This window comes from Variovorax saccharolyticus (genome assembly GCF_030316765.1).
In the GTDB taxonomy this organism is placed as follows: Bacteria; Pseudomonadota; Gammaproteobacteria; order Burkholderiales; family Burkholderiaceae_C; genus Variovorax; species Variovorax saccharolyticus.
The window spans coordinates 431,267-453,924 of the sequence record NZ_JASZYT010000003.1 but is presented as its reverse complement, the minus strand read 5'-3'; the positions used below and the strand labels follow the sequence as shown (position 1 = coordinate 453,924).

Annotated in this window: 21 protein-coding genes; 8 read left to right on the top strand and 13 right to left on the bottom strand. The window is 68.2% G+C overall.

Features of this window, described 5'->3' with window-relative positions:
• The first annotated feature begins 52 nt into the window (after window positions 1–52).
• Together QTI45_RS12750 and QTI45_RS12745 are read left to right on the top strand one after the other, a co-directional pair.
• A complete protein-coding gene (locus QTI45_RS12750; RefSeq protein ID WP_286654624.1) occupies window positions 53–613 on the top strand; it encodes a lipid-binding SYLF domain-containing protein in 561 nt (186 codons plus the stop codon).
• A 181-nt stretch (window positions 614–794) separates the two neighbouring features.
• Window positions 795–992: a hypothetical protein gene (locus tag QTI45_RS12745; RefSeq protein ID WP_286654623.1), complete on the top strand. Its 198-nt coding sequence runs from the start codon at window positions 795–797 to the stop codon at window positions 990–992.
• Between the two features lie 551 nt (window positions 993–1,543).
• Here the strand turns inward: QTI45_RS12745 and QTI45_RS12740 are convergent.
• Window positions 1,544–2,689, bottom strand: coding sequence for an acyl-CoA dehydrogenase family protein (locus tag QTI45_RS12740; protein WP_286654622.1), 1,146 nt, complete (start codon window positions 2,687–2,689; stop codon window positions 1,544–1,546).
• A gap of 42 nt (window positions 2,690–2,731) precedes the next feature.
• Entirely contained in the window at window positions 2,732–3,709 is a 978-nt protein-coding gene (locus QTI45_RS12735; RefSeq protein ID WP_286654621.1) for a tripartite tricarboxylate transporter substrate binding protein, read from the bottom strand.
• 334 nt (window positions 3,710–4,043) lie between these two features.
• On the opposite strand from QTI45_RS12735, the gene QTI45_RS12730 reads away from it, so the two are divergent.
• Complete coding sequence (locus QTI45_RS12730) at window positions 4,044–5,669, top strand: flavin-containing monooxygenase (protein ID WP_286654620.1); 1,626 nt, start codon at window positions 4,044–4,046, stop codon at window positions 5,667–5,669.
• 18 nt (window positions 5,670–5,687) lie between these two features.
• On the opposite strand, the gene QTI45_RS12725 is transcribed toward QTI45_RS12730, so the two are convergent.
• A complete protein-coding gene (locus QTI45_RS12725) occupies window positions 5,688–6,254 on the bottom strand; it encodes a methyltransferase family protein (protein ID WP_286654619.1) in 567 nt (188 codons plus the stop codon).
• Between the two features lie 67 nt (window positions 6,255–6,321).
• Window positions 6,322–6,834 (bottom strand): hypothetical protein, encoded by a 513-nt coding sequence (locus QTI45_RS12720; RefSeq protein WP_286654618.1) that lies wholly within the window; start codon window positions 6,832–6,834, stop codon window positions 6,322–6,324.
• Window positions 6,835–6,962: 128 nt separating this feature from the next.
• On the opposite strand from QTI45_RS12720, the gene QTI45_RS12715 reads away from it, so the two are divergent.
• Entirely contained in the window at window positions 6,963–7,958 is a 996-nt protein-coding gene (locus QTI45_RS12715; RefSeq protein ID WP_286654617.1) for an SLAC1 anion channel family protein, read from the top strand.
• Here the strand turns inward: QTI45_RS12715 and pgaD are convergent.
• The 5 genes from pgaD to QTI45_RS12690 all read right to left on the bottom strand — a co-directional run bounded on the left by pgaD (window position 7,863) and on the right by QTI45_RS12690 (window position 14,895).
• Entirely contained in the window at window positions 7,863–8,465 is a 603-nt protein-coding gene (gene pgaD, locus QTI45_RS12710; protein ID WP_286654616.1) for a poly-beta-1,6-N-acetyl-D-glucosamine biosynthesis protein PgaD, read from the bottom strand. The genes QTI45_RS12715 and pgaD overlap by 96 nt on opposite strands.
• 14 nt (window positions 8,466–8,479) lie before the next feature.
• A complete protein-coding gene (pgaC, locus tag QTI45_RS12705) occupies window positions 8,480–9,733 on the bottom strand; it encodes a poly-beta-1,6-N-acetyl-D-glucosamine synthase (protein WP_286654615.1) in 1,254 nt (417 codons plus the stop codon).
• An 18-nt stretch (window positions 9,734–9,751) separates the two neighbouring features.
• Window positions 9,752–11,476: a poly-beta-1,6-N-acetyl-D-glucosamine N-deacetylase PgaB gene (pgaB, locus tag QTI45_RS12700; RefSeq protein ID WP_286654614.1), complete on the bottom strand. Its 1,725-nt coding sequence runs from the start codon at window positions 11,474–11,476 to the stop codon at window positions 9,752–9,754.
• Between the two features lie 65 nt (window positions 11,477–11,541).
• Complete coding sequence (gene pgaA, locus QTI45_RS12695; protein WP_286654613.1) at window positions 11,542–13,668, bottom strand: poly-beta-1,6 N-acetyl-D-glucosamine export porin PgaA; 2,127 nt, start codon at window positions 13,666–13,668, stop codon at window positions 11,542–11,544.
• Between the two features lie 21 nt (window positions 13,669–13,689).
• A complete protein-coding gene (locus tag QTI45_RS12690) occupies window positions 13,690–14,895 on the bottom strand; it encodes a BamA/TamA family outer membrane protein (protein ID WP_286654612.1) in 1,206 nt (401 codons plus the stop codon).
• Between the two features lie 134 nt (window positions 14,896–15,029).
• Between QTI45_RS12690 and QTI45_RS12685 the strand changes: the two genes are divergently transcribed.
• Entirely contained in the window at window positions 15,030–15,374 is a 345-nt protein-coding gene (locus QTI45_RS12685) for a hypothetical protein (RefSeq protein WP_353621301.1), read from the top strand.
• A 2-nt stretch (window positions 15,375–15,376) separates the two neighbouring features.
• Here the strand turns inward: QTI45_RS12685 and fabI are convergent, their stop codons facing one another.
• From fabI to QTI45_RS12665, 4 genes are read right to left on the bottom strand one after another with little or no spacing between them, the layout of a single operon-like run.
• Window positions 15,377–16,156 carry an enoyl-ACP reductase FabI gene (fabI, locus tag QTI45_RS12680; protein ID WP_286368539.1) on the bottom strand — a complete coding sequence of 260 codons (780 nt, stop codon included), beginning with the start codon at window positions 16,154–16,156 and terminating at the stop codon, window positions 15,377–15,379.
• 5 nt (window positions 16,157–16,161) lie between these two features.
• The gene (locus tag QTI45_RS12675) at window positions 16,162–17,349 is read right to left on the bottom strand and encodes an acetate/propionate family kinase (protein WP_286654611.1); all 1,188 of its coding nucleotides are present in this window, start codon (window positions 17,347–17,349) and stop codon (window positions 16,162–16,164) included.
• Window positions 17,346–18,281: a phosphate acetyltransferase gene (locus QTI45_RS12670; protein ID WP_286368541.1), complete on the bottom strand. Its 936-nt coding sequence runs from the start codon at window positions 18,279–18,281 to the stop codon at window positions 17,346–17,348. Before QTI45_RS12670 ends, QTI45_RS12675 begins: the two co-directional genes overlap by 4 nt.
• Window positions 18,282–18,336: 55 nt before the next feature.
• The gene (locus QTI45_RS12665) at window positions 18,337–20,553 is read right to left on the bottom strand and encodes a TerB family tellurite resistance protein (protein ID WP_286654610.1); all 2,217 of its coding nucleotides are present in this window, start codon (window positions 20,551–20,553) and stop codon (window positions 18,337–18,339) included.
• A 302-nt stretch (window positions 20,554–20,855) separates the two neighbouring features.
• Here QTI45_RS12665 and QTI45_RS12660 point away from each other — a divergent pair, with 302 nt between their 5' ends.
• The 3 genes from QTI45_RS12660 to QTI45_RS12650 are packed head-to-tail and all read left to right on the top strand — an operon-like array spanning window position 20,856 to window position 22,608.
• Window positions 20,856–21,101 carry an RNA recognition motif domain-containing protein gene (locus QTI45_RS12660; protein ID WP_286368543.1) on the top strand — a complete coding sequence of 82 codons (246 nt, stop codon included), beginning with the start codon at window positions 20,856–20,858 and terminating at the stop codon, window positions 21,099–21,101.
• Between the two features lie 30 nt (window positions 21,102–21,131).
• The gene (locus QTI45_RS12655; RefSeq protein WP_286654609.1) at window positions 21,132–22,178 is read left to right on the top strand and encodes a hypothetical protein; all 1,047 of its coding nucleotides are present in this window, start codon (window positions 21,132–21,134) and stop codon (window positions 22,176–22,178) included.
• A 31-nt stretch (window positions 22,179–22,209) separates the two neighbouring features.
• On the top strand, window positions 22,210–22,608 hold the full coding sequence (locus tag QTI45_RS12650; RefSeq protein WP_286654608.1) for a response regulator: 399 nt from the start codon (window positions 22,210–22,212) through the stop codon (window positions 22,606–22,608).
• The last annotated feature ends 50 nt before the right edge of the window (window positions 22,609–22,658 follow it).

The following is a 22,658-nucleotide window of genomic DNA, read 5'->3' as shown; positions in this document are numbered from 1 at the left end:
CGCGTACACCAGAGAAGCACGAGGCCTCGCGACACGTCGAAAGGAGAATGCAATGAACCGTCGAAAGATTCTCATCCTCAGTGCCGCACTGACTTCGGTGCTTGCCGGCGGCGCAATTGCGCAGGACAAGGCGGCTCAGCAGGCCGAGGTGAAGGCGAAGGCCCAGCAGGCCCTCCAGGACTTCTACAACGCCGATGCCAAGATCAAGGACGCCGTAGGCAAGGCACCTGGCTACGCTGTGTTTACCACCTACGGATTGAGCTTCGGCCTTGGCGGGGCTGGGGGGAAGGGCATTGCGCACGACAGCAAGTCCAGGAAGGATATCTACATGGACATCGCGCAGGCGAGCGCTGGCCTGCAGATCGGGGCCTCCGACACGCGCTATCTCTTCGTTTTCAAGGATGCCAAATCGCTGGCCGACTTCATCGACAAGGGCTGGGATGCCTCTGTAGGTGCTGGCGCAGGCGCAGGCACCGGAAAGGACGATGCGAATGTCAAGGCGGGTGCCATCGCCTTTACCGGCGGCACTGCGTATGTGCTGACAAAAACCGGTCTTCAGGCCGGAGTCTCCCTCGGAGGTTCGAAGGTCTGGAAGGACAAGGATCTGAACTAGGCCGGCGTGAATGCGCCGACGTTCGGTGGGCTTGCGCGCCGCTCGATGTTCCGCTGACTTCGCCGCCCGAGGTTCGTGTTCTGGCGAGTTGCATGCGAGGTGAAGAGAGGGTGCCTTGAGCTACATCAAGGCAGCATCCAGGATGCTTGCGTAGCATTCCACCTCACAACAGGAGACTTCCATGCACACGACTTCCGGGCCCTTGAAGTGCGATACGAACTCTGCCGACTCCTTGGCGCTTGAAGTGCCACTCGTCCAGCCTGACTTGATTCAGTTGCTGGCGCTCGCACCATGGCCCGCCGCCATGTGGGTGTTCTGGCAGGGCCAGCTTTCGCGCTATTCAACGTTTCTCGCTGGCGGAGCCCCTATTGGTGCCTGAGTTCACCTTGGCACGGATGTGACGAAACCCGTCGGTTGGCCGACGAGATCCGCACGGGAAACACCGCCCGCAGCCGGATCGACGTCGCAGCCCCAACGCGGCGTGGTTTCATCGACGATGAAGCGGGCCGAAGTTGCTGCGCCATCGTTCACCGATCGTTCGCAAGGCCGACGCTGTCGAGGATGTTCGAAGTAGGCCGGGATTCTCAATATTCAGGGGGATGACGCCGCGACGCTTCCACTGCCGCTTTGCCTGCCGATGCTGGCGGCGGCGGACTCTCCCGGACGATGCAGGGTCGAGATGCCGAAGGGGCTGTACATCTTCGGTGGAACCGGCTTTCAGCGGTCGCCTGGCAGCCCGCCTGGCACGCCCTGGGTGCCGAAGGCAATCATTTCGACGAGGCGTGATGAACAAGATCTTCGTCGACGCAACCCGTGGAGACAACGTCTGGATAATCCAGATCAATCCCAACAACGTGTTTTCGGGCAAGGCTGAGCGCATCGGACGCTAGGCGACCATCGCATGTTCGAGTCGCGCCCGGGGCTGATGCATCAGATCAGCCGCTTGGCGATCAGGTCCTTCATGACCTCCTCGGCGCCGCCGCCGATCATCATGACCTTGACCTCGCGGTAGAGCCGTTCGACGCGCGTGCCGCGCATGAAGCCCATGCCGCCGAGGATCTGCACCGCCTGGTCGGCGCAGAACTGGAAGGTCTGGGTCGCGAAGTTCTTGACCATTGCGATCTGCGCGACCGGCGACTCGCCATCGTCGAGCCGCGCGGCGAGGTCGTCGAGCAGCGAGCGCGTGGCCTCGATGCGCGTGGCCATGTCCACCAGCTTGTGGCGGATCACCGGATGCTCCGACAGCGCCTGGCCGAAGCTGCGTCGCTGCCGCGCCCATTCGAGCGCGTCGTGCAGGCACACGCGCGCATAGCCGCAGGCGGCTGCCGCGAGCGCCAGTCGCTCGTGGTTGAAGTTGCGCATCAGCACCGCGAAGCCGCGGCCTTCCTCGCCGATCAGGTGGGTTGCCGGTACCCGGCAGTCGGCAATGAAGAGCTCGGCCGTGTCCGATGCCCACCAGCCCATCTTCTTGAGCGGCGTGCGCGTGAGGCCCGGCGTGTCGCCTTCGATCAGCAGCAGCGAGACGCCGCTGGCACCGGGCCCGCCGGTGCGCACGGCGACCGTGAAGTAGTCCGCGCGCATGCCCGAGGTGATGTACAGCTTGCCGCCGTTGACCACATAGACGTCGCCGTCGCGCCGCGCCGTGGTGCCGAGCTGCGCCACGTCGGAACCGCCCGAAGGCTCGGTGATCGCGAGCGCGGCGATCTTGTCGCCGGAGAGGATGCCCGGCAGCACGCGGGCCTTGAGAGCCTCACTGCCGGCGGCCGCGATCGGTGGCGCACCGATGGTGTGCGAGAACAGTCCCGAAGCGACGCCGCCCGAGCCGCCCCAGGCGCGTTCCTCGCACAGGATCATGCGGAAGAACGCATCGCAGGGCACGCCGCCATAGGCTTCCGGAAAGCCCAGTTGCAGCAAGCCGGCGTCCGCCGCCTTGCGATAGAGCTCGCGCGGAAAGCTCTCGGCCTCGTCCCAGTCGTTCACGTGGGGTGCCACCTCGGTGTCGAAGAAGCGGCGCACCGTGGCGCGGAAGGCCTCGTGGTCGGCGCTGTAGTAGCGGGGGTTGGGCGCTTGCAGCATGGCTTCCTCAGGCTTCGGGCATGGGGTTGTCGACCTTCGCCTTCATTGCGCCGGCGCCGCGCCCATGCGTTCGACCTGCTTGCGCGAGATCTCGAAGCGTTCGCGCGCGAAGGCGGCGTAGGCCTCGCTGTCGAGGTAGGCGCTCTCCTGGTTCAGACGCTCCAGCAGCTTCTGCGTGCCGGGGTCTTCGAGCGCCTTGCGGAAGGCGTCGTGCAAGGTCTTCACGACCGCTGCCGGCATCCCCTTGGGCCCGGCGATGCCGAAAGGCGAGTTGGCGACCATGTCGAGACCCGCTTCGCGCAGCGTCGGCACATCGGGCCAGCGCGCTGCGCGCTTCTCGGTCCACAGCACGAGCACACGCGCCTTTCCGGTCTCGACCATCGGCGCGATCGAGCCGGCCGTGACGGCGAGGTCGATGTGGCCGCCCATCAGCGCCTGGATGATCTCGGATTCGCCCTTGTACGGCACGTGGTTGAGCTTGATGCCCGCGCGTTGCGCCATCTCCTCGACCGTCACGTGCATGGTGCCGTTGACACCCGTGGTGCCGTAGCTGATCTGGCCCGGTCGCTTCTTCGCGTCGGCCACCACCGAGGCCCAGTCGCGCCACGGCGCGCCCGAAAGCGTGGCGATGCCGAGCGCATAGCCCGAGAGATGGATCACGTAGCTGAAGTCGCGCAGCGGATCGAACTGCGTCTTCTGCAGGTGGGGCAGGCGGAACACCGATTCGGGCAGGATCGACAGCGTGTAGCCGTCGGGCGCGGAACGCACCAGCTGGTTGGCGCCGAGCACGCCCGCGGCGCCGGGCTTGTTGTCGACGATCACCGGCTGGCCCAGTTCGCGGCCGGCCAGGTCGGCCACCGCGCGCACGAAGGAATCCGTCGCGCCGCCGGCCGGGAAGGGGACGATCAGCGTCACGGGCCGGGTCGGGAAGTCGGCGGCAAAGGCGGCGCCCCATCCCGCGAGCGCGGCGGACGCGAAAGGCAGCGAAAGCAGGAGGCGGCGGCGAAGCAGGGAACGCATGGGGGTTGTCTCCGTTTGTCGGTCTGTCTGTGCACAGGCAGCTGCATTGCAGTCGAGCTCCTGCGCACTCGCAACGACAAAGTGCCCGGGTGTGCACAATGTGCACAGCTGGACTCCGCGCTACGGGATTACCCCTGGATGACCGGCGCGCGTCCGGGCGCTGGAATGGCGGCCAGGGCCGCATCTCGAAGTGTCCAAAGACCAGCGGGTCGGACATGGCGTCTTTTGTCGGGGTGCTCCACAATTTGACCGTGACTCCAAAAGGCGTCAGGAGACTTCAAATGATCGAGTGCTTCATCGCAGGCGCGACGCGCGACGAGTTCTGGCAGACGACGTGAGCGACGCCCCGGCTTCGGACCCGCCGCTGGACCTGCTGATCGTCGGGGCCGGCTTCAGTGGTCTGTACATGCTGCACAAGGCGCGGGCGATGGGCCTGTCGGCGCTGATCCTCGAGGCCGCGCCCAGCGTCGGCGGCACCTGGTATGCCAACCGCTACCCGGGCGCTCGCGTGGACATCCAGAGCCTGGAGTATTCGTTCTCGTTCTGCGATGCGTTGCAGCAGGAGTGGCAGTGGACCGAACGCTATGCCGGGCAGCCCGAACTGCTGCGCTATGCCAACCACGTGGCCGACCGCTTCGACCTGCGCCGCGAGATCCACCTGAACACGCGCATGACCTCGGCCCGTTTCGACGACCTCGCGCAGGGCTGGCGGGTCGGCAGCATCCGCGCCGACGGCGCTTCGCAGGCCTGGCAGGCGCGTTTGGTCGTGCTGGCCAGCGGACCGCTGTCGACCCCGTTCACGCCGGACTTTCCAGGCGTGCAGACCTTCGCGGGTCCGGTGCTGCACACGGCGGCGTGGCCGCATGTGCCGGTCGATTTCAGCGGCCGCCATGTCGGCGTCGTCGGCACCGGGTCTTCGGCGGTCCAGGTGATTCCGCGCGTGGCTCAGCAAGCGGCATCGGTGACGGTGTTCCAGCGTACCGCCGCCTACGTGGTACCGGCACACAACGGCCCGCTGGACCCGGCGCACGAGGCGCGTGTGAAGGCCGACTACCCGGGCTTTCGTGCCCGCAACCGGCAGATGCGCACCGGCTTCGGCTGCGAGCTGCCGCCCGACCCGGCCTCGGCGCTGGCCGCCAGCCCGGAGGCCCGGGCTGCCGCGTTCGAGGCCCGCTGGAGAGTCGGCGGCTTCGGCTTTCTCGGAACGTATGGCGACCTGATGACCGACCTGCAGGCCAATGCGCTGGCAGCCGAGTTCGTGCGCGGCAAGATCCGCGAAACGGTCCACGACCCGGCGACCGCGGCGCTGCTTTGCCCGCACCAGCCGATCGGCTGCAAGCGGCTGTGCGTGGCCGATGGCTACTACGAAACCTTCAACCGGTCGAACGTGCAGCTGGTGGACCTGAGCGATCGTCCGATCGAGGCCATCACGCCGGGCGGGCTGCGGGCCGGTGGTCGCGAACACGCCTTCGACACCCTGGTGCTGGCCACCGGCTTCGACGCCGTGACCGGCCCGCTGATGCGGCTGGACCTGCGTGGCCGGAGCGGCCTGCGCATCCAGGACAAATGGCGCGACGGGCCGCTGAACTACCTGGGCTTGACGGTGGCCGGCTTCCCGAACCTGTTCAATATCGCCGGCGCCGGCAGCACTTCGGCTTTCACCAGCGTGATCGTCTCGATCGAGCACCATGTGGACTGGATCGCCGAGTGCATCGCCTGGATGGACGCGCAGGGGCACGCGACGATCGAGGCCACCGACGACGCCGAGCGCGCCTGGGTCGCTCATGTCAACGCGATCGCCGCGCGCACCGTGTTCCTGAGCTGCAACTCCTGGTACCTGGGCGCCAACATCCCGGGCAAGGCGCGGATGTTCATGCCGCTGGCCGGCGGCTTTCCCGCCTATGCGGAACGCTGCGCGGCGGTGGCTGACCAAGGCTATGCGGGATTCGCACTCGGGTAGCAGCGGCGTCGCCCGGTGCTAGAGCAGGTAGGGGACGAAGCGTCGTGTTCGGCGCATGTAGTCGCGGTAGGCATCGCCGAAATGCGCGATGCACTCTTCCTCCTCGCGCTGGGCGGTGACGAAGATCAGCCCGGTCGAGGCCACAACCAGCAGCAGGCCCAGCCAGGTGAAGCGCTGCAGAAAGACCCCCCAGGCAAGGCAGATCAGCGCCGTGTACATCGGGTGGCGGATGTACTTGAAGGCGCCCGTGGTCACCAGCCGAGTGGTCTTCTCGAACCCGATCAGCGTCTGGTCCTTGCGGGCGCTGCTCGGCTGGCCCAGCCGTCTCAAGCGGCGTGCCGCATGCAGCGGCAGCCAGGCCGACGTGACGAGGAACAGCTGCGCCAGGAACTGGCTCGGTGACAGCAGGGGGTCGTCTCCCCATACCGGCAGGTTGATCCAGATCAGGCCGAAGATGCACTCCACCGCGAAGAAGCGATAGAAGCCGTGCGAGCGCGGCCGCATGATCGATCCCCGCGAGATGTACAGCACGACCGAACTGACGATGACGAAAGTCGCGGGGTAGGCCTGCAGGGGCAGAAGCATCGCGGCAATTTACATGCAGTGCGCCGTGCAGAAAAGGCCGGGCGACGGCGGCCGTCGAAGCGAAGCGTCAGAGATCGGCTGCGGCCTCGGGCGCGCCTTGCCGCGCCTTCCAGGAGCCGAGCAGCAGCACGCCGCCGGAATTCCCCACCGACAGTTGCGCATCCGGAGCAACCCATTCCCGGCGGGCTCCTTGGTCGACGGCGGGGCGTCCGTACTGCTGCGTGAGGGCGCTCTGGACATGCACCCAGTCACCGGGGTTCTTCATGTCGATCCAGACGCTCAGGAGCTTGCCGCTCTCGATCCGGAGAAAGGTCGCCTGGATCGGCCGGGAGGCCAGCTTGCCGCCATGCCGGATGCACGAGAAGCCGCCGTCGTTGCGGAACTTCTGCCATTGCACGGGGCAATCGACCATGGCCTGGCCGGGCGCGAACCCTGTCAGCGAGTACGGCCCTGCGGGCGCGGAGATATCCACCTGGGAGGAGGCGAAGGCGAGGGCCGCGCCCAGCAGGCCTGCGCCGAGCACGCCCCACCTGCAGCGAAGCAGTCCGGCGGACAACCAGGTGCGGAGACGGGATTTCATGGGCCGGATGGTAGGGTGGCAACAGGGCACCGGCAACAGGAAATCGGGGAATTGGTAATAGTACCGGCCGGCTCCTGGACGCACAGCAGCGACTAGACTTCGCTCTTGCCGAGGGGATGCCACCTCCCATGAATGAACCACTTGACACGACCCAGGCCGGCAGCTTGGCTGGCCTGGCCTATCTGCCGGTCAGCCTGTTCGGCTCGGTCATGGGCCTGTGCGGCCTGGCCACGGCGTGGGAGCTCGCGGCGATCGAATTCGGCCTGCCCGGATGGGTGGGCGACGCGATTGGCTGTGCGGCGGTTGTCGTCTTCGTCGTACTGGTCGTGGCCTACGGCATCAAGTGCTTCAGATCGCCCGCTGCAGTGCGCGCCGAATTCGCGCATCCCGTTGCGGCGAACTTCTTTGCAACGCCGATCATCTCGCTGTTGCTCCTGCCCGCAATCGTTGCGCCTCATGCCCCCGTGCTGGCGAATGTCCTCTGGATCGCCGGAACCGTGGCCATGATTGGCTTCGCCTGGTTGATCGTGAGCCGATGGATGAGCGTTCGGCAGCAAATCGCTCATGCCACGCCGGCCTGGATCGTTCCGGTCGTCGGCACGCTCAACATCTCGACCGCAGGCGTTCCCCTGGCTCTGCCCGGCGCTCAGCCTGTGTGTGTTTTCGCGCTGGCGGTGGGGCTTTTTTTCGCGGTGCCGCTCTTCACGCTGATCCTCTCCAGGCTGATCTTCGAAGTGCCGATGCCCCATTCGCTGCAGCCTTCCCTGATGATCCTGGTCGCCCCCTTCGCCGTCGGCTTCTCGGCCTATCTCGGCGTTGCGGGGCGGCTCGATCTTTTTGCCGAGCTGCTCTTCTACCTCGCAGTGTTCATGCTCGCGGTCCTGCTGCCCAAGCTCGTGCGTCTGCGCAATTGCTCGCCCTTCCACACCTCGTGGTGGGCCGTGAGTTTTCCGCTGTCGGCAATGACACTCGCTGCGCTGAAGTTCTGCATCGAAAAGCCGGGATGGCTGGCACAGGCATTCGCGCTTTCAATGCTCGCCTTCACGACCCTCGTGATCCTGTCGCTGGGCTTGCGGACGGGCAAGGGCATCGTCGAGGGCGAGCTGCGCGCGTTGACGCTCTGACGGCCTCTGCGCCGCGCCGAGCACTCGCCCATGCATGTCGTATTCCACGCGGAGGCAGCGCGCTTGGCGCCACAAGGCCTGCTCCGGGAGCGTCACCCCGGCAGCCGCGAACTGCGCGTCGGGCGGCAGCGGCGGAACCTCCCGTTCGCTGTCGGGCTGCTGCCGCAGGCGACGCCCCTGGTACAGGCCCGCCAGACCCAGCCAGGCCATGAGGCCCGCCGCCATCCAGAGATAGGGACGCAAGTCGACGGCCATCGGGACTTCGATCACCTGTTCGAGATAGGTCCCCGCGGTCGGGCTCAGCCATGCAATGCCGGCGATGACCGGTTCTCTCAGGAACCAGAGATAGATGATCCAGGCCAGCAAGGTCAGGGCCAGGTCGCGCAGGCGCATCCACCACTGCGTGCGCGCGCGCAGGATTCGCGGCGGCCAATCGGACGGCGGGGCCAGTTCCGGGGCGGTCGCGGCGTCTGCCGGTTCTGGCGCAGCAAGAGTCTTTTGCTTCATCGAATGCTCCCGCGTCAGCGCAGCCCGCGGTCGGGACTCACCCAGGTTCCGCGCATGCTGCCGATGTGAAGGATGGCACGCGGCAGGCCCACGATCGATGTCGCCGCCTGTGCGGCCCAGAACACCAGCGGATACCAGACGACCCAGAACAGCGAGCGGAACATGCCGCGTTCGAAGCGCTCGTCGATCCAGGCACTCGTCAAGGCCTGCGCCAGGTAGGTCAGCGCCAGCACCTGGCCCCAGCCGCGAGGCAAGGGGCCGAGGGCGGGCCAGAAATGCGGCAGGTCGACGTCCCAGAGGGTCAGCAGGGGTCCCAGGCCCCAGGCCAGCAAGCCCAGCGCGATGGCGTAGGCCCAGACGATCGCCACGATGTAGTTGAGCCACACCGGAAGCATGCGCGGCTGCGCCAGCAGCCGCGGGAGGACCTTCAGCATCACCGTTGCGCCCCCTTCGGCCCAGCGCAGGCGCTGGCGCCAGAGTCCGCGGAAGGTCTCCGGCATCAGGATCCAGCACAGTGCCTTGGGCTCGAAGGCCAGCCGCCAGCCCGCGAGCTGGAGACGCCAACTCACATCCACATCGTCGGTCAGGGCTTCGCGCGACCACCAGCCCGCGTCCTGCAAGGCCCGCTTCCGGAAGGCGCAGATGACCCCGGAAACCGTGAACAGCGTTCCGTACACGGTCTGAGCGCGCTTGATGAGTCCGACGATGGACGAAAACTCGCCGACCTGCAGCCGCCCGAGCAGCGTCGCATGGTTGCGCACGCGCGGATTGCCGGTCAGCCCGCCGATGCCTTCATCGGTCTGGAAGCGGCGCACCAGCCAGGTCAGCGCGTGCCGGTCGAGCAAGGCATCGGCGTCGATGCACACCAGCAACTCGTGCCGGGCGGCCAGCGCGCCGGCATTGAGCGCCGTGGACTTGCCCTGGTTGCTGGCCAGCTGCACGACGCGCAGCGCCGGCAACCGGGCGGTCAACGCCTCGAGCCAGGCCCCGGTCCGGTCGGTGGAACCGTCGTCGATCGCGATGATCTCGAAGTTCGGGTAGTCGACGCACGACAGGGCACCCAAGGTCTCGGCCAGTTGGCGCTCCTCGTTGTGGCAGGGCACCAGCACCGACACGCCGGGATAGGACGCGAGCGGCGGCGGATGCTCCGGCCGCGGCTCGTGGCGCCCGCGCAAGCCGACGTACAGCAGGCCGCCGCTGATCCAGAACAAGGCCATCACGAAGGGATAGCCGAAACAGAAGGCGGCGATGAGTTCGTTGAAGTTCATGGAGGTCTTCTTCGCTCTTCAACGCCGCAGCGGAAAGGTCGACGCCGAAACGCCCGGTGCAAGCGTTTCCGCCTGCGGGCGGTCCGCGACGGGGTCGTCGGGGCACCAGCCCAGCGAAACGCCGCCGCGGCGCTGGAAATCGACGGCGCTGCGCGCGAGCCGGCCTGCCTCGGGCGGCGCGGAGGCCGTGAACCATCTCAGGAGCCTCGGGTCGACCGCTGCCGTGCGGTCGTCGGCGACCGGGTCGTCCAGGGCGGTGGTCACCAGGCTGATCTCTGCCAGCGGGTGCGGCGCTGCGGCCGCGCGCGGCGGCGCGAGCCACAGCAGATCCAGTCCGGGTCGGGCCGCGTCCAGGGTCGCGAACGCTCTCCATCCCAGCGCTTCGGGTGTGTCGCCGCGTCCCAGCGTTTCGAGCATCGGCTGGCGCCGTTCGCGCACCACCCACGCAGACCAGCTCAACGGAATGTCCGCGCGGTGCGCGAAGAGCGGCGAGGGCGCGTCGAAGCGCATCGACGCCGCCGGTGCCTCGGTGTCCTCGAGCAGCCAGCCGTCCAGCGGCACCCGGGCACCCAGGTCCTGATAGAGACGCTGCACGCGCGCGTCGTCGCCCAGCGCGGCGAGCGCCCGCCGGTGAGGCAGGCGAGCGTAGACCTTGACGCCGGCACGCGTGTTCATCTGCCAGGCCACGCGCGAGAGCCAATCGCCCGCCAAGGGAAGTTCGGAGGTGGGAAACCAGGCGGCGGTGATCCGCCCCTGTGCATCCCGGCGTACCGCGTCGACCACCAGGCCGGTCACGCCCAGCGCCCGCACGCGCTCGATCGCTCGCCCCAGGCGTTCATTGCTGCTGGCCTCGTCGCCGGCCCAGAGGGCGGCCGGGTCGAGGCAGACCAGGCGATCCAATCGCCTCTCGTTCGGATCGGGCTCCAGGCCTTGCGCCAGGTCCGCAAGCGGCGGGTCGTAGGTCGGCAGGAAGCGGGCCAGTCTGAAAGGCCTGTCCGATCGAGAAGGTCCCTGGTCGAGCACCAATGCAAAGTCGAAGCCCAGGTCGCGGGCCGCCTGCGTGCCGATGGCGTTGTAGCGCCCGTAGGGCCACACCAGCGCGCGCGGTGGGCCGCCCAGTTCGCGTTGCAGCGTGGCGCGCCCGCGCGCGAGGTCGGCGCGAACGGCCGCCGCGAAGTCGGCTTCGCTCTGGTAGCCCGTGCCGGGCGTGTAGCGGCGCGTCACTGCCGCCGGCATGGTGTTGCCCTGCGGGTTGCCGACGACCTCGGCGTGCAGCGCCTGGCTGTGCAGCGCGAATTCGATCAGTCCCGAGCGCTGCATCTCGCGCGCCTGCTCCCAGGTGATGAAGCGCTCGCGCGGCACCGATTGCGCGCCATAGCGCACCATCGATCCTGCGGGGGGCTCCATCCAGCTGCCCACCAGTGCGGCGACGATCGGGTAGCCGTAGGCCAGGGCCAGCGGGTAGACGCGGGTGTACAGGCTGCGGTAGCCATCGTCGAAGGTGATCAGCACGGCCTTCGCGGGCAGCGCCTTCTCGCCGCGGCCCGCGCGTGCGATGTCGTCGAGGGAGACCGGGCTCCAGCCACTGCCGCGCAACCAGTCGAAGAAGCTCACCAGGCGATCCGCGGTGACCGCGTCATCGTCCAGATCGCCCGGGGCGTCCACCACGTCATGAAGACCGACCGTTGCGAAGGTCGTCGTCGCTGCGGACGCGGGCGGTGCGGCGATGCAGAGAATCGCCAACGACAACGCCAACGCAAGCGCTCGTGCCCGCGCGCGGATGGCTTGGCGTGAGGGATCGATCGCGTTCATCTTCCAAACCTGTGCTCGAGCTTCAGGTAGCCGTTCAGCGTGCGTTCGCGCTGGCCGTTGTACACGTTGCTGGCCCATTCGATGCCCCAGGTCAGCTCGGTCCAGGGGTCGTGGCGCCAGGTCTGTTCGTAGGCGGCGGCGCCCACCGCGTAGCCGCCGAAGGCGCGTTGGTCGAACATGCCCACGGTCAGTCGCAGCCGCTGCAGCAGCACGCGCTCGTAGACACGCCACATCACATGCTGCACCTGGGTCTCGATGGAAGGCAGCCATGACTCCTTCGGATTGAAATAAGGCGTGACCGGCAGGCTGTTGCGCTGCCATTCGACGCGCGGCTTCAGCAGGATGTCGAGGTGCGGGCGGTCGAGCAGCGAGAGGGCGCCGTCGATCGTCACCTGCTCGCGCCTGTTGCCGTCGCTGAAATCCATGAACTGCGCTTTCAGGCCCGCCTCGGTCGATCCGTTCCAGGCGTAGCGCAGCCCGCCGCGCACCGCGTCGGCGGTGATGCCATGGAAGTCCGCGCGCAAGGGGGCGTCCGGCGAGTGCTTCGCGGCATCCGCCAGGAAGGTCCAGTGATCGGTGGGCTGCCACTGGGCGGCGAGCGAGCCGCCCGAGGTGTTCAGGGAGCCCGTCTGGGACCATGCCAGGGCGTCGAGTCTCCAGTCGGGCCACAGTGCCTGTATGCCGCCGCCGAAACGATGGCGCTTGGCGCGGCCTTCCTCGAGGGAATCGGCGCTGCTGTCGGCCAGGCCGATCAGCCGCCAGGCGCCCGCGAAGGTCGAGGACTCGACCTGGAGGCTGGCCTCGCCGCCATTGCCCGGACCTTGGAGCGCCTGGTTGTCCGTATGCCTGCCGCCCAGTGCGAAGCGCACGCTGGGGCCGATGGCGGCATCGAGTTCCCGCCGCACCTGCTGCACGCGGGGCAGGTCCGCGCCTTGCTCCAGCAGCGGCGCCAGGCGCTCGTCGGCGCGCAGCAGACGATGCCGGCGCGTGTCCGAATCCACCTGCTGCACGCGAATGCCGAAATCCTCCGGCGCCAGGGCCGCGGCGCTGTCGATGCCATCTTCGGCCCGGCGCGGCCAACCCTGCTGGGCCGCAATGTCGGACGCTTGCGCGCGCAGCCAGGGGAGGGCGGGCGCCCCGCGCTCCAGCGGCTCGATGCGCGCCCATGCCGCGGCCGGCATGTCGGCATAGCTGTGCATCGCGGCGTCGAAGGCCTTGGCTTCCAGCCAGGCGTCGTTCTTGCGCGGCGTCTGCAGTTCGCCCGCGCTACGCCACGGCGGCCCCGCAGCGGCCAGCAGGGCGTCGACCGTGCCGAAGGCGGCGTCGAAATCCTCGCTCTCCGACTCCGCATAGGCGCGGCCCATCATGATCGACCGCCATGCCTCGTCGTCGTCCGTGCGCTGCGACGGCGGCAGGCGCCGCAGGGCTTCCTGGTAGACCTCGCGTGCCTGCGCAGGGCGGCGCAACGCGAGCAGCGCGTCCGCCTCGGCTTGCAGGACGTAAGCAGGGAGGGAATCTCCCGCCGCGCGCAGCGCGCTCGCCTGGTCCACGGCCTCCTGCCAGCGCTCGCGGTGACGCAGGGCCACAGCCCGGTCGCGCTGCAACCGGACGACGAGCCCCGGGTCCGGCGGAGGCGCTGCGCGGGCCTCCAACAGCAACTCGTCCAGGCGGGCGAGCGCCGGATCCACCTGGTCGAAGCGCTGCCGCGGATCCGGTGACCGCACCGGAAGGTCGATCGCCCAGCGCAGGCGCTGGCCGGCCACGCGGCTGCGCACGCCCGCATCGGCGCGGTCGCCCAGGGCGTGGGCTGCGGCGCTGGGGGCACCCAGTTCCATCAGCACGTCGGCCAGGGCCTGGGCGACCTCGGCGTTGCCGGGTTGCAGGCGCCGGGCCTGCGCGATGGCGCCGAGGGCCGCGTAGCGATCGCCGGCGCGCAGGAAGGCGCGGCCGCGTTCGAGCAGCACCATCGCTTCCACCGCTGCGTCGGGCGGCTTGGCAGCCGCCGACAAGGTCTGACCCGCTGCGATGCCGCACGCCACCATCCCGGCCAGGCCGATGGACCGCCAGCGCCGCCAGCCGGTGGTCAGACCGGTTGCGGGCGGACGGGGCCAAGGGCAAGGCATCGCTGCAAGCGCCAGGAACGTCTAGGGGCGCATCCAGGCGCTGCCGAACTGGACGTAGTACACCGGGCCGGTCGGACCGTAGGCCACGTCCAGGCCCATGTGAAGCCCGTACTTGCGGGCGATCTCGTAGCGCAGGCCGAAGCCGCCTGTCGTCACGTTCTGGGAGGCGCGGTTGCGGGAGCCTTCGTTTCGGGTGCCGCCGGCGCCGGCGAATCCGACGAGGCTGAATCGTTCCCACAGTTGCCAGCGAAGCTCGGTCTCGACCTGGGCCGCAAAGTCGCCCTGGTAGCGCATGACCGGGACCCCGCGCAGATTGATGAAGGGCCGCAGGTAGAACGGCACGTCGCCGAAGCTCAGCACCGAGCTGCCCATGACGCCGAGCGTCAGATCGCGAGCCAGGGGGCGGTAGTGGATGGCCGTCAGGTTCACGCGCTGGAAGTCGCTGTCGCTGCCCAGTGCCTGGCTGAAGAGACCGGCAGACAGTTCCAGATAGCTTCCTTTGGTCGGCGTGAACATGTTGTCGCGGGAATCGAAGCTCATGGTCGGCAACAGGCCGCCGACCTTGGACTCGCTCTGGAACGCCGGTCGGACCTGCGGTTCCTCCAGCCCGTTGAAGCTGACGGAGGTCGAGGCCAGCGCATAGCCGAGGCCGACCCAGGCCTGGGAGTCGCCGATGCGGTAGCGACCCTGAAGCACCAGGGCCGTGGTCTTGAGGTTGTAGGACTTGGGATGCTCCTGCAGCACCGGGTCGCGGCCGATGCCGTAGAAGTCCAGGTTCACCGATGCGCGCATCACGCCGGCCAGCGTCTTCACCCGGTCGTCGAGCCATTGGCGCATGTCGCCGGCGAACGCGCCCTTGGTGCCGTTGTCGGTCCCGAGTGCGCCGACCACCGTGACGTTGGGCCGGCCGAACCCGGCCGCGGCGTCATCCTTCTGCTTGTCGATGAACGCCATGGCGCCGACCGCTCCCAGGCCGATCGCCGGCTCCGTGATGGGGATGGCGACCGGCACGAAGCCGTAGGATTGATCGAGAAAAGCGCTGATGTCCAGCCAGCCGTCGTCCGCCGAGCGGATTCGCGACGGCTGCTCGGCTTCGACCGCGGCTCGGGGCGGCGCATCGCCGGCCACCGCCCGGGTGCCAAGCAGGACCAGGCACAGCAGGAGCCAACGCGCATGCGGCGTCCGTGCCGCCAGGCCTTCCGTTCGCGGCGACCTTGTTTCCAGCATGCAGGCAGCATAGGAAGTTGCGCGCGCTTCGGCCATCGCACCAAAGTTGGATGGCGCGGCACGCCGGAGGAACGCGATCCGATCTACCATCGGTGCCCGCTGCAGCAGCAGTCGTGCAAGGGCTGGAGGCTCTCATGAAGATCTGGACCGTTCCGCGGGCCGCGGTGCTCGCCGCCGCCCTGGCCTTGTACGGCTGCGTCTACTACCCGCCGCCCGGCTATCCCGTGATGGCCCCAGCGAGTTTCGATCGGTCCTTCGATGCCGCGGCGAGCGCGATGCGCGACCAGGGGCTCGCCGTCAATGTGGAGGACCGCGCCAGCGGCACGATCGTCGGCACGCAGGGCGCAGGCACCGTGTCGGCAAGCGTGCGCCGGCAGGCCGACGGCAGTGTGCGGGTGCAGTTCGATGCCACCGGCCCGCGCGACCCGGCGCTGATCGATCGGGTCTCGCGCAGCTACGACGCGCGGATGGGACGCTGAGCTCAGCCCATGATGTTGACGCCGCCATCCACGTAGAGCGTCTGGCCGGTCAGCCTGCGCGCGTAGGGCGTTGCGAGGTAGGCGCAGGCAAAGCCGACATCGTCGATGTCGACCAGTTCGCCCACCGGCGCCCGGTTCGCGGCCTCGGTAAGCAGCAGGTCGAAATCCTTCAGTCCCGAGGCGGCGCGCGTCTTGAGCGGGCCGGGCGATACCGGGTGCACGCGGATGCCCTTGGGCCCGAGCTCGTAGGCGAGATAGCGGCAGGTGGCTTCCAGCGCCGCCTTCACCGGCCCCATCACGTTGTAGTTGGGCACGACCTTCTGCGCGCCGAGGTAGCTCATGGCGATCAGGGTACCGCCCTCGGTCATCAGCGGCGTCGCGAGCCGCGCCATGCGGACGAAGGAATGGCATGACACGTCCATCGCGCGCCCGAAGCCCTCCGCCGAGCAGTCCAGCAGGCCGCCCTGCAGGTCGGCCTTGGGCGCGAACGCGATGGAGTGCACGAGGATGTCCAGCCGCCCCCACTGGTCTTCGATGGCCTTGAACACGGCCTCGAGCTGCCCCGGCTGCTCGACATCGAGCGGCAGCACGATGGGCGCCTCCAGGGCCTTCGCCAGCGGCTCGACATGCGGCCGCGCCTTCTCGTTGAGGTAGGTGATGGCCAGTTCGGCACCGAGGCTGCGGAAGGCGTTCGCGCAGCCATGGGCGATCGAATGCTCGTTGGCGATGCCCACCACCAGGGCCTTCTTGCCGGCGAGGACGGGGTTGTGCGGGGTCTGCATGGCGTTCATCCTCGTGCGAGCAGGTCCCGCGTATGGCGGGCGATCATCAGTTCTTCGTTGGTGGGGATGACCCAGGCAGCGACGCGGCTGCCGGGCGTGCTGATGCGGGGCCCCTGGCTCGCGTTGGCATCGGGGTCGAGCTCGACGCCCAGCCATGCGGCCCGCTGGCAGATCCGCTCGCGCACCACGGCCGCGCGCTCGCCGATGCCCGCAGTGAAGACGATGGCATCGAGACCGCCCAGCGCCGCCGCGAGCGATCCGAGTTCGCGGCCGATGCGGTAGACGAAGAGGTCGACCGCGACCTTGGCCTGCGGGTCGTCGGATTCGAGCAGTTCGCGCATGTCGCTCGAGACGCCGGAGACGCCCAGCAGCCCCGACTGTCTGTAAATCAGTTTCTCGACGGCGCGCGTGTCCATGCCGCGCTCGTCCATGAGGTAGAGGATCACGCCCGGGTCCAGCGCGCCGCAGCGCGTGCCCATCGGGAGGCCGTCGACCGCGGTGAAGCCCATGGTGCTGGCGATGCTGCGGCCGGCCTGCAGGGCGCACATGCTCGCGCCGTTGCCCAGATGCAGCGCCACGGTCCTGCCGTTCGCGGCACGGGCATCGAACTCCGGCAGCACCGAAGCGATGTATTCGTAGGAGAGGCCATGAAAGCCGTAGCGCCTGACGCCCGCGTCGGAGAGTTCCCTGGGCAGCGCGAACATCTGCGCCAGCGGAGGATTCGAGCGATGCGCGGCAGTGTCGAAGCAAGCGACCTGCGGCAGGTCCGGCGCCCGCTGCAGCAGGGCGCGGATCGGCTCCAGGTTGTGCGGCTGGTGCAGCGGCGCGAGGGGAATCAGCTTCTCGAGCCGGGTCACGACGTCGGTGTCGAGCCGCACCGGCGCCGCGAAGTCCATGCCCCCGTGAACCACCCGGTGACCGACGGCGGCCAGCCGGTGCTCGTGGCCGTGCGTGGTGCGAAGCCACTCGACGATGTGCACGATGGCGCCGTGGTGGTCCAGCTTCGCATCGGCATCCCAGCGCTTCTCGGCGACCTGCTCGCCGGCGGAATTCTTGCCCACGAAGCGCGGTGCCCCGGTGTACAGGCCCGAGACCTGCCCGCCGGCGACGAAGGGCAGGTCGTCCTGGCCCGCGAACAGGGAGAACTTGAGACTCGACGAGCCCGCATTCAGCACAACGATGGCATCGCTCATGCGATCACCTTGGCCGCGCTCTCGCGCCGCGCGTGCGCCACCATTACCGCGACCGCACACGAGGCCAGGCGGGCGGTCACCGAATCGGCGCGGCTGGTGAGAATGATCGGCACCTTCGCGCCCAGCACGATGCCGGCCGAGTCGGCATTCGCGAGGAAGCTCAGGCTCTTGGCCAGCATGTTGCCGGCTTCGAGATCGGGCACGATGAGCACGTTGGCCCGCCCGGCGACCGGCGAGACGATCTTCTTGATGCCTGCGGCTTCCAGGTTGATCGCGTTGTCTAGCGCCAGCGGACCGTCGAGGATGCCGCCGGTGATCTGGCCGCGATCGGCCATCTTGCAAAGCGCCGCGGCCTCGACCGTCGACGGCACCTTCGGGTTGACGGTCTCCATGGCCGACAGGATGGCCACGCGCACCTCGGGCTGGCGCAGCGCCCGCGCCAGGTCGATCGCGTTCTGGACGATGTCCACCTTTTCCTCGAGCGTGGGCGCGATGTTCACGGCCGCATCGGAAATGATCAGCGCGTCCGCGTGCGAAGGCACGTCCATCACGAAGCAGTGGCTGATGCGGCGCGCGGTGCGCAGCCCGGTGCCCTTGCGCACCACCGCGGCCATGAGCTCGTCGGTGTGCAGGCTGCCCTTCATGAGGGCCTCGGCCTTGCCGGCCTGCACCAGCGCGACCGCGGCCTCGGCAGCCGCATGGCTGTGCGGCGCGTCCACCAGCTCGAAGCCCGAGATGTCCAGCCCGTTCTCCCTCGCCACGGCCTCGATCTTCGCCTTCGGGCCGACCAGGATCGGCCGGATCAGGCCCAGCCGTGCGGCATCCAGCGCCGCGGACAGCGAACTGGCGTCGCAGGGGTGGGCGACCGCCGTGGCCACGGTCTCGAGGGACTTCGCGACCTCGATGAGGCGGTCGTATTTGTCGTGACTCATGGGCGTACCTCCGTGCCTTTCGTTGCAGTCAATGCTTGCCGTCGTGCGGCGTCGTTCATGCCGCCCTGCGCGGCCGTACCGGCGCATCGAGCGACAGGATGGCCGCCACGCGGCGGAACCGCTCCTCCTGGTGCGGCGTGGGCTTGCCGCGCGCACTCGCCACCTTGCGCGCCGCCTCGAAGCCCTTGCGGCGCTGATGCATCTCGGGCACCAGCCGCGGCAGTGCGGCGATAGCGCGCTCCTCGTCGAGCGCCACCACGAAGGCCTGCCGCTTCATGGCCGACTTGATCGCGGCCAGCGTGGGGCGGTGCTCGGGCTCGATCTCGTCGATCATTCGGCGCATCAGGTTGAAGGGGCGTTCGTCGACCACGTTTTCTTCCCGGCGCACGTAGAGCAACAGTCGTGCCCAGGCGTCCACCGGCGTGCCGGTCTCGAACTGCGATTCGATCTCCTGCCGCTTGAGCCGCTTGAGTTCGTCCTGTTCCCAGGTGGCCGATTTCGGCCCGCGCCGGCCCAGCGCGTCGGTGCCGAGGCCGACCGCGGCGGCCAGCCAGGGCGCCTCGTAGATGGCCTTGAACATGCGCTCGGACATCTCGTCGCGGGCGTCGCGCACGCGGTCCAGCGATTGCTCGATGCGGCCGGAGACTTGGCGCTCAGCTTGGGTGAAGGGATTGTCCGGCGCGGCAGGCCGGCGGTTGGCGCGCACGTTCTCGGCCAGCGCCTGGACCCAGAACATCCATGGATTGAGATTCGACAGACCCCAGCGCTCCATGCGCGCCGGGTTCGTGGCCCGTGTCGCCTCGGCGCTGGCCTCGCTCGTCATGGCCTTCACCAGCGGCGAGCCGAAGGTGTCGTAGAGACCCTGGTTGATCTGGGCCACGCGATCGACCACCTCGAAGGCCTGCTCATCCTTGCGTCCGTCATCGAAGGCGAGGATGTCATCGAGGGTCCGCGGCACGAACTGGATGAGGTAGCGGCCTTCGAGGTAGGCGAGACCGGGCATGTCGGGTTGGGTGTCCTGGATCACCGCTTCGTAGAGGCCGGGCGGCAGCGTCTCGATGAGGTCGAGCGCACTGGCCAGCTCGGAGGTTTCGCGCTTGGCGACGCCGGCGGAGACGAAGATGCCCAGGTGGCCGATCTTCTCGTGCAGGCAGTAGACGATGGTCTGCTCGTTGAGCCGGATCTCGTCGACGCTGGCATAGACGTCGGGAATCCAGTTCAGGGCCTGCTGCGGCGGCGTGATGTTGTCTCCCCATGACGCGAACACCACGATCGGTGTGCGGATGTTGCGGATGTCCACGCGGTGCTTGCCGTCGAAGGATTCGACCTCGCCGGCCGAGAGCTTGTTGCCGACGAAGAGGTTCTTCGTGATCCACTCCATCTCTTCCTTGTTCATGAGGAAGAGGCCGCCCCACCACTTCTCGAATTCGAGGAAGCGTTCCCGCTCGGTGTCGACCTGCGAATACAGGTTGTAAAGTTTGGACCAATAGGTGTTCGAGGGATTCAGGCCCTCGAAATTGCTGACCAGGTGGGCGCCGTCGAACTTGCCGTGTCCCAGGTCGCCGGCCAGCGAGGCCAGCCAGGTGCCGCCCATCAGCCCGCCCGAATATCGCATCGGATTCTTGCCCTCGACGCCGGCCCAGTACGAGACCGGCGAGCCGGCCAGCAGGATCGGGCCGACCTCCTGGGGTGCCAGCGCGGCGAGCATGATCAATGCCCAGCCGCCCTGGCAATTGCCGATCACGAAGGGCTTGCCGTCGGCCTCGGCATGGAGCTCGTTCACCTTTCGCATGAAGGCGATCTCGGCGGCGCAGACCGATTCGATGGTCTGCCCCGGCATCGGGATCGGGAAGAACATCACGAAGTAGCAGGGGTGGCCGTGCTGCAGGGCGATGCCGATCTCGCTGTCCATCTTGAAGCCGCCGATGCCGGGTCCATGGCCGGCGCGCGGATCGATCACCACGAAGGGTCGCTTGTTCGGATCGGTCCTGGCGTGGCTCGCATCGGGCCTGATGCGCACCAGCGCGTAGTTGGCCGGCTTCTGGAACTCGCGCGCGTCGAGCACCATGTCGTAGTCGAAGACCAGCACCGGCGGCTTGCCGGACTTGGTGTGTTCCAGGTACTGGTTGCCGCGTTCGCGCAGCACGTCCATGGTGAGGACGGTGCGCTGCCAGGCGTCGATGCCGTACTCGGCGGCGGACTGCGCGGCCTGCATCGGCCACAGGCCGGACAGGGCGGAGAGACCGGAGGGGGGAGGGGCCTTGTCTGCCATCAATGCGCTCCTGGAGTCGAAGGGCCAATCGTCCATGCCCGATGTTTCAGAACTGTGGCGGCCAGCCAGATGCTGCTGGCCTTGAATGTTGCCAGCATCGACGCGTTGTCGGCAAGCGGCCCGGCCTGCCGGGGTCTTCGGGATGCCGAGCTTGCGCCCGCGCCTGGCCGACTGGAATCCAACCAAAGTAGGAATTGCGCCCCCGCCGGTCCGGGACTAAGGTGGCGGCGTTCCCTTTCGCGGAACCAGGCGAAGTCCGGCGCGCCGGATGCCTGGTTGACGACCATTGAAGAGGAAGGCACATGCAACAGATTCACATCGTCATTGGCAACCTCCCGGACGACGTCACCGAGGAGGGCATCCGGGAGGCGCTCAGCAGCTTCGCGCAGGCCGACAAGATCCGCCTGGCCAACGAGAGCGGCACGCCCACGGCCCTCATCGACGTCGGGATGTCGCGCGCGCAGGCCGAATCGCTCGCGCAGCGCATCAACGGCCGGTCCTACCAGGGCCGCGTGCTGCGGGCATGGGTGCCCAAGATGGATTGGTAGCGAGAGCCACCGACCGACGCGAGCCCCCGGATGCCCCCTTCTGCACTGCTCGATCGAATCGTCTCGGCGTTGTTCGGGCGAGAGAGCGCGCAGGCCGGCGACGCCGAGGAGCGCAAGCTGGTGGCCGACATGACCGAGCTCGTGGTCGAGACGGTGGATTCACGGATCCGCCTGCAGACGCGCTATGCGGACAAGCTCGAGGGCGGCGTGAAGAAGACGATCGCCCACCTGCGCGCGATCGGCCGGGAGCCGCTGGAGCCCTTGCTGCTCGCGCGTGCGGCCTGGAGCGACGATCCGCGGCTGAATGCCTTCTTCGCCGCGGCCGACGACATACCCGCCTTCCTCGGCCGCAGCAAGGACCTGCGCGAGTTCTTCCGCCTGCCATCGAACCGCGAAGCCGGCGAGGCCTTCGCGCTGTTGGCCATGAAGCGCGAGGAGCGCACCGTGCTGGGGGTCCAGCAGCACGGGGACGGGGTGCAGCACGATGTGCCGCAGTCCACCGTGAGTTTCTCCGGCCATCGTCTGTTCGCGCCTTCGCCCACGGTCGAGGCGACCCGGCTGGAGGTGGGCCGGCGAATCATCCAGCGTCTGGCGCAACTCGCGCTCAAGCGCATCGTCGACCTGGACATGAAGGCGGCCGAACTGGGCGAGCGCAAGGCCTGGCTCGCTGCTCGGCTGCGGCTGGTGAAGCTCGCGGTGGATGGCGCGGCGGGATTGCTCGAGGACACGACCGAGACGCGGTCGCAGATCGCGGCGATCGAGCGCGAGCTGAAGGAGACGGTGCACGACTACATCGAGACCAAGGCCGGCATCGCAACGATGGATGCCTACATCAAGCACATCGATGCCGTGTTCTCGCACCCCGAGCGGCAGGTGAGCCTGCAGCGCACGCCGCTGCGCCTGAGCCGGATGGGGGTGCGGGTGAATGCCGACCATCCCGGACCGCTCAATGAATTCGTCATGACGGAACTGGCCATCGGGGAGGGCGTCAGCGTGGTGATCGCCGTCGTGCGCTGTCCGCTCGCCGAGCTGCCGCCCGAGGAAGATCCGCTCTCGCACGCCGAGCGCTACATCTAGAAGCGGCCACTGTGAGCAGGAGCGACGCGAAATGTCTAGCCCGGGCCCCTCGAGAATCGTCTACGTCATCGACGGCGATGCGGCGGTGCGCGAAGCCCTTGCGCGCCTGCTGGACGCCGCCGGCCTGGAACCGAGGCCCTGCGTGTCGGTGGAAGAGTTTCTGGCCGAGGTGAAAGCCGATCCGATGGGCTGCGTCCTGCTGGACGTGCCTGGCGCATGGGGCGGCGACGCCGCCACGCGCACGTCGTGGCAGGCGATCGCGGGGAAGCTCCCGGTGATTGCCCTGTCGTCGAGCGACGGTCCCGTGGTCCGCCGCCGGGCGCGTGAAATGGGCGCACGGCACTTCTTTCGCAAGCCGGTGGATGCGGCGGCATTGCTGGATTCGATCGATTGGGTCGCGCACGGCGACGCACGGGATGCTCCTCTCTGAAGGGGAGGAAACCGTGGCGCTTTCTCTTCGCTCCTTGACACCGGTCGCGG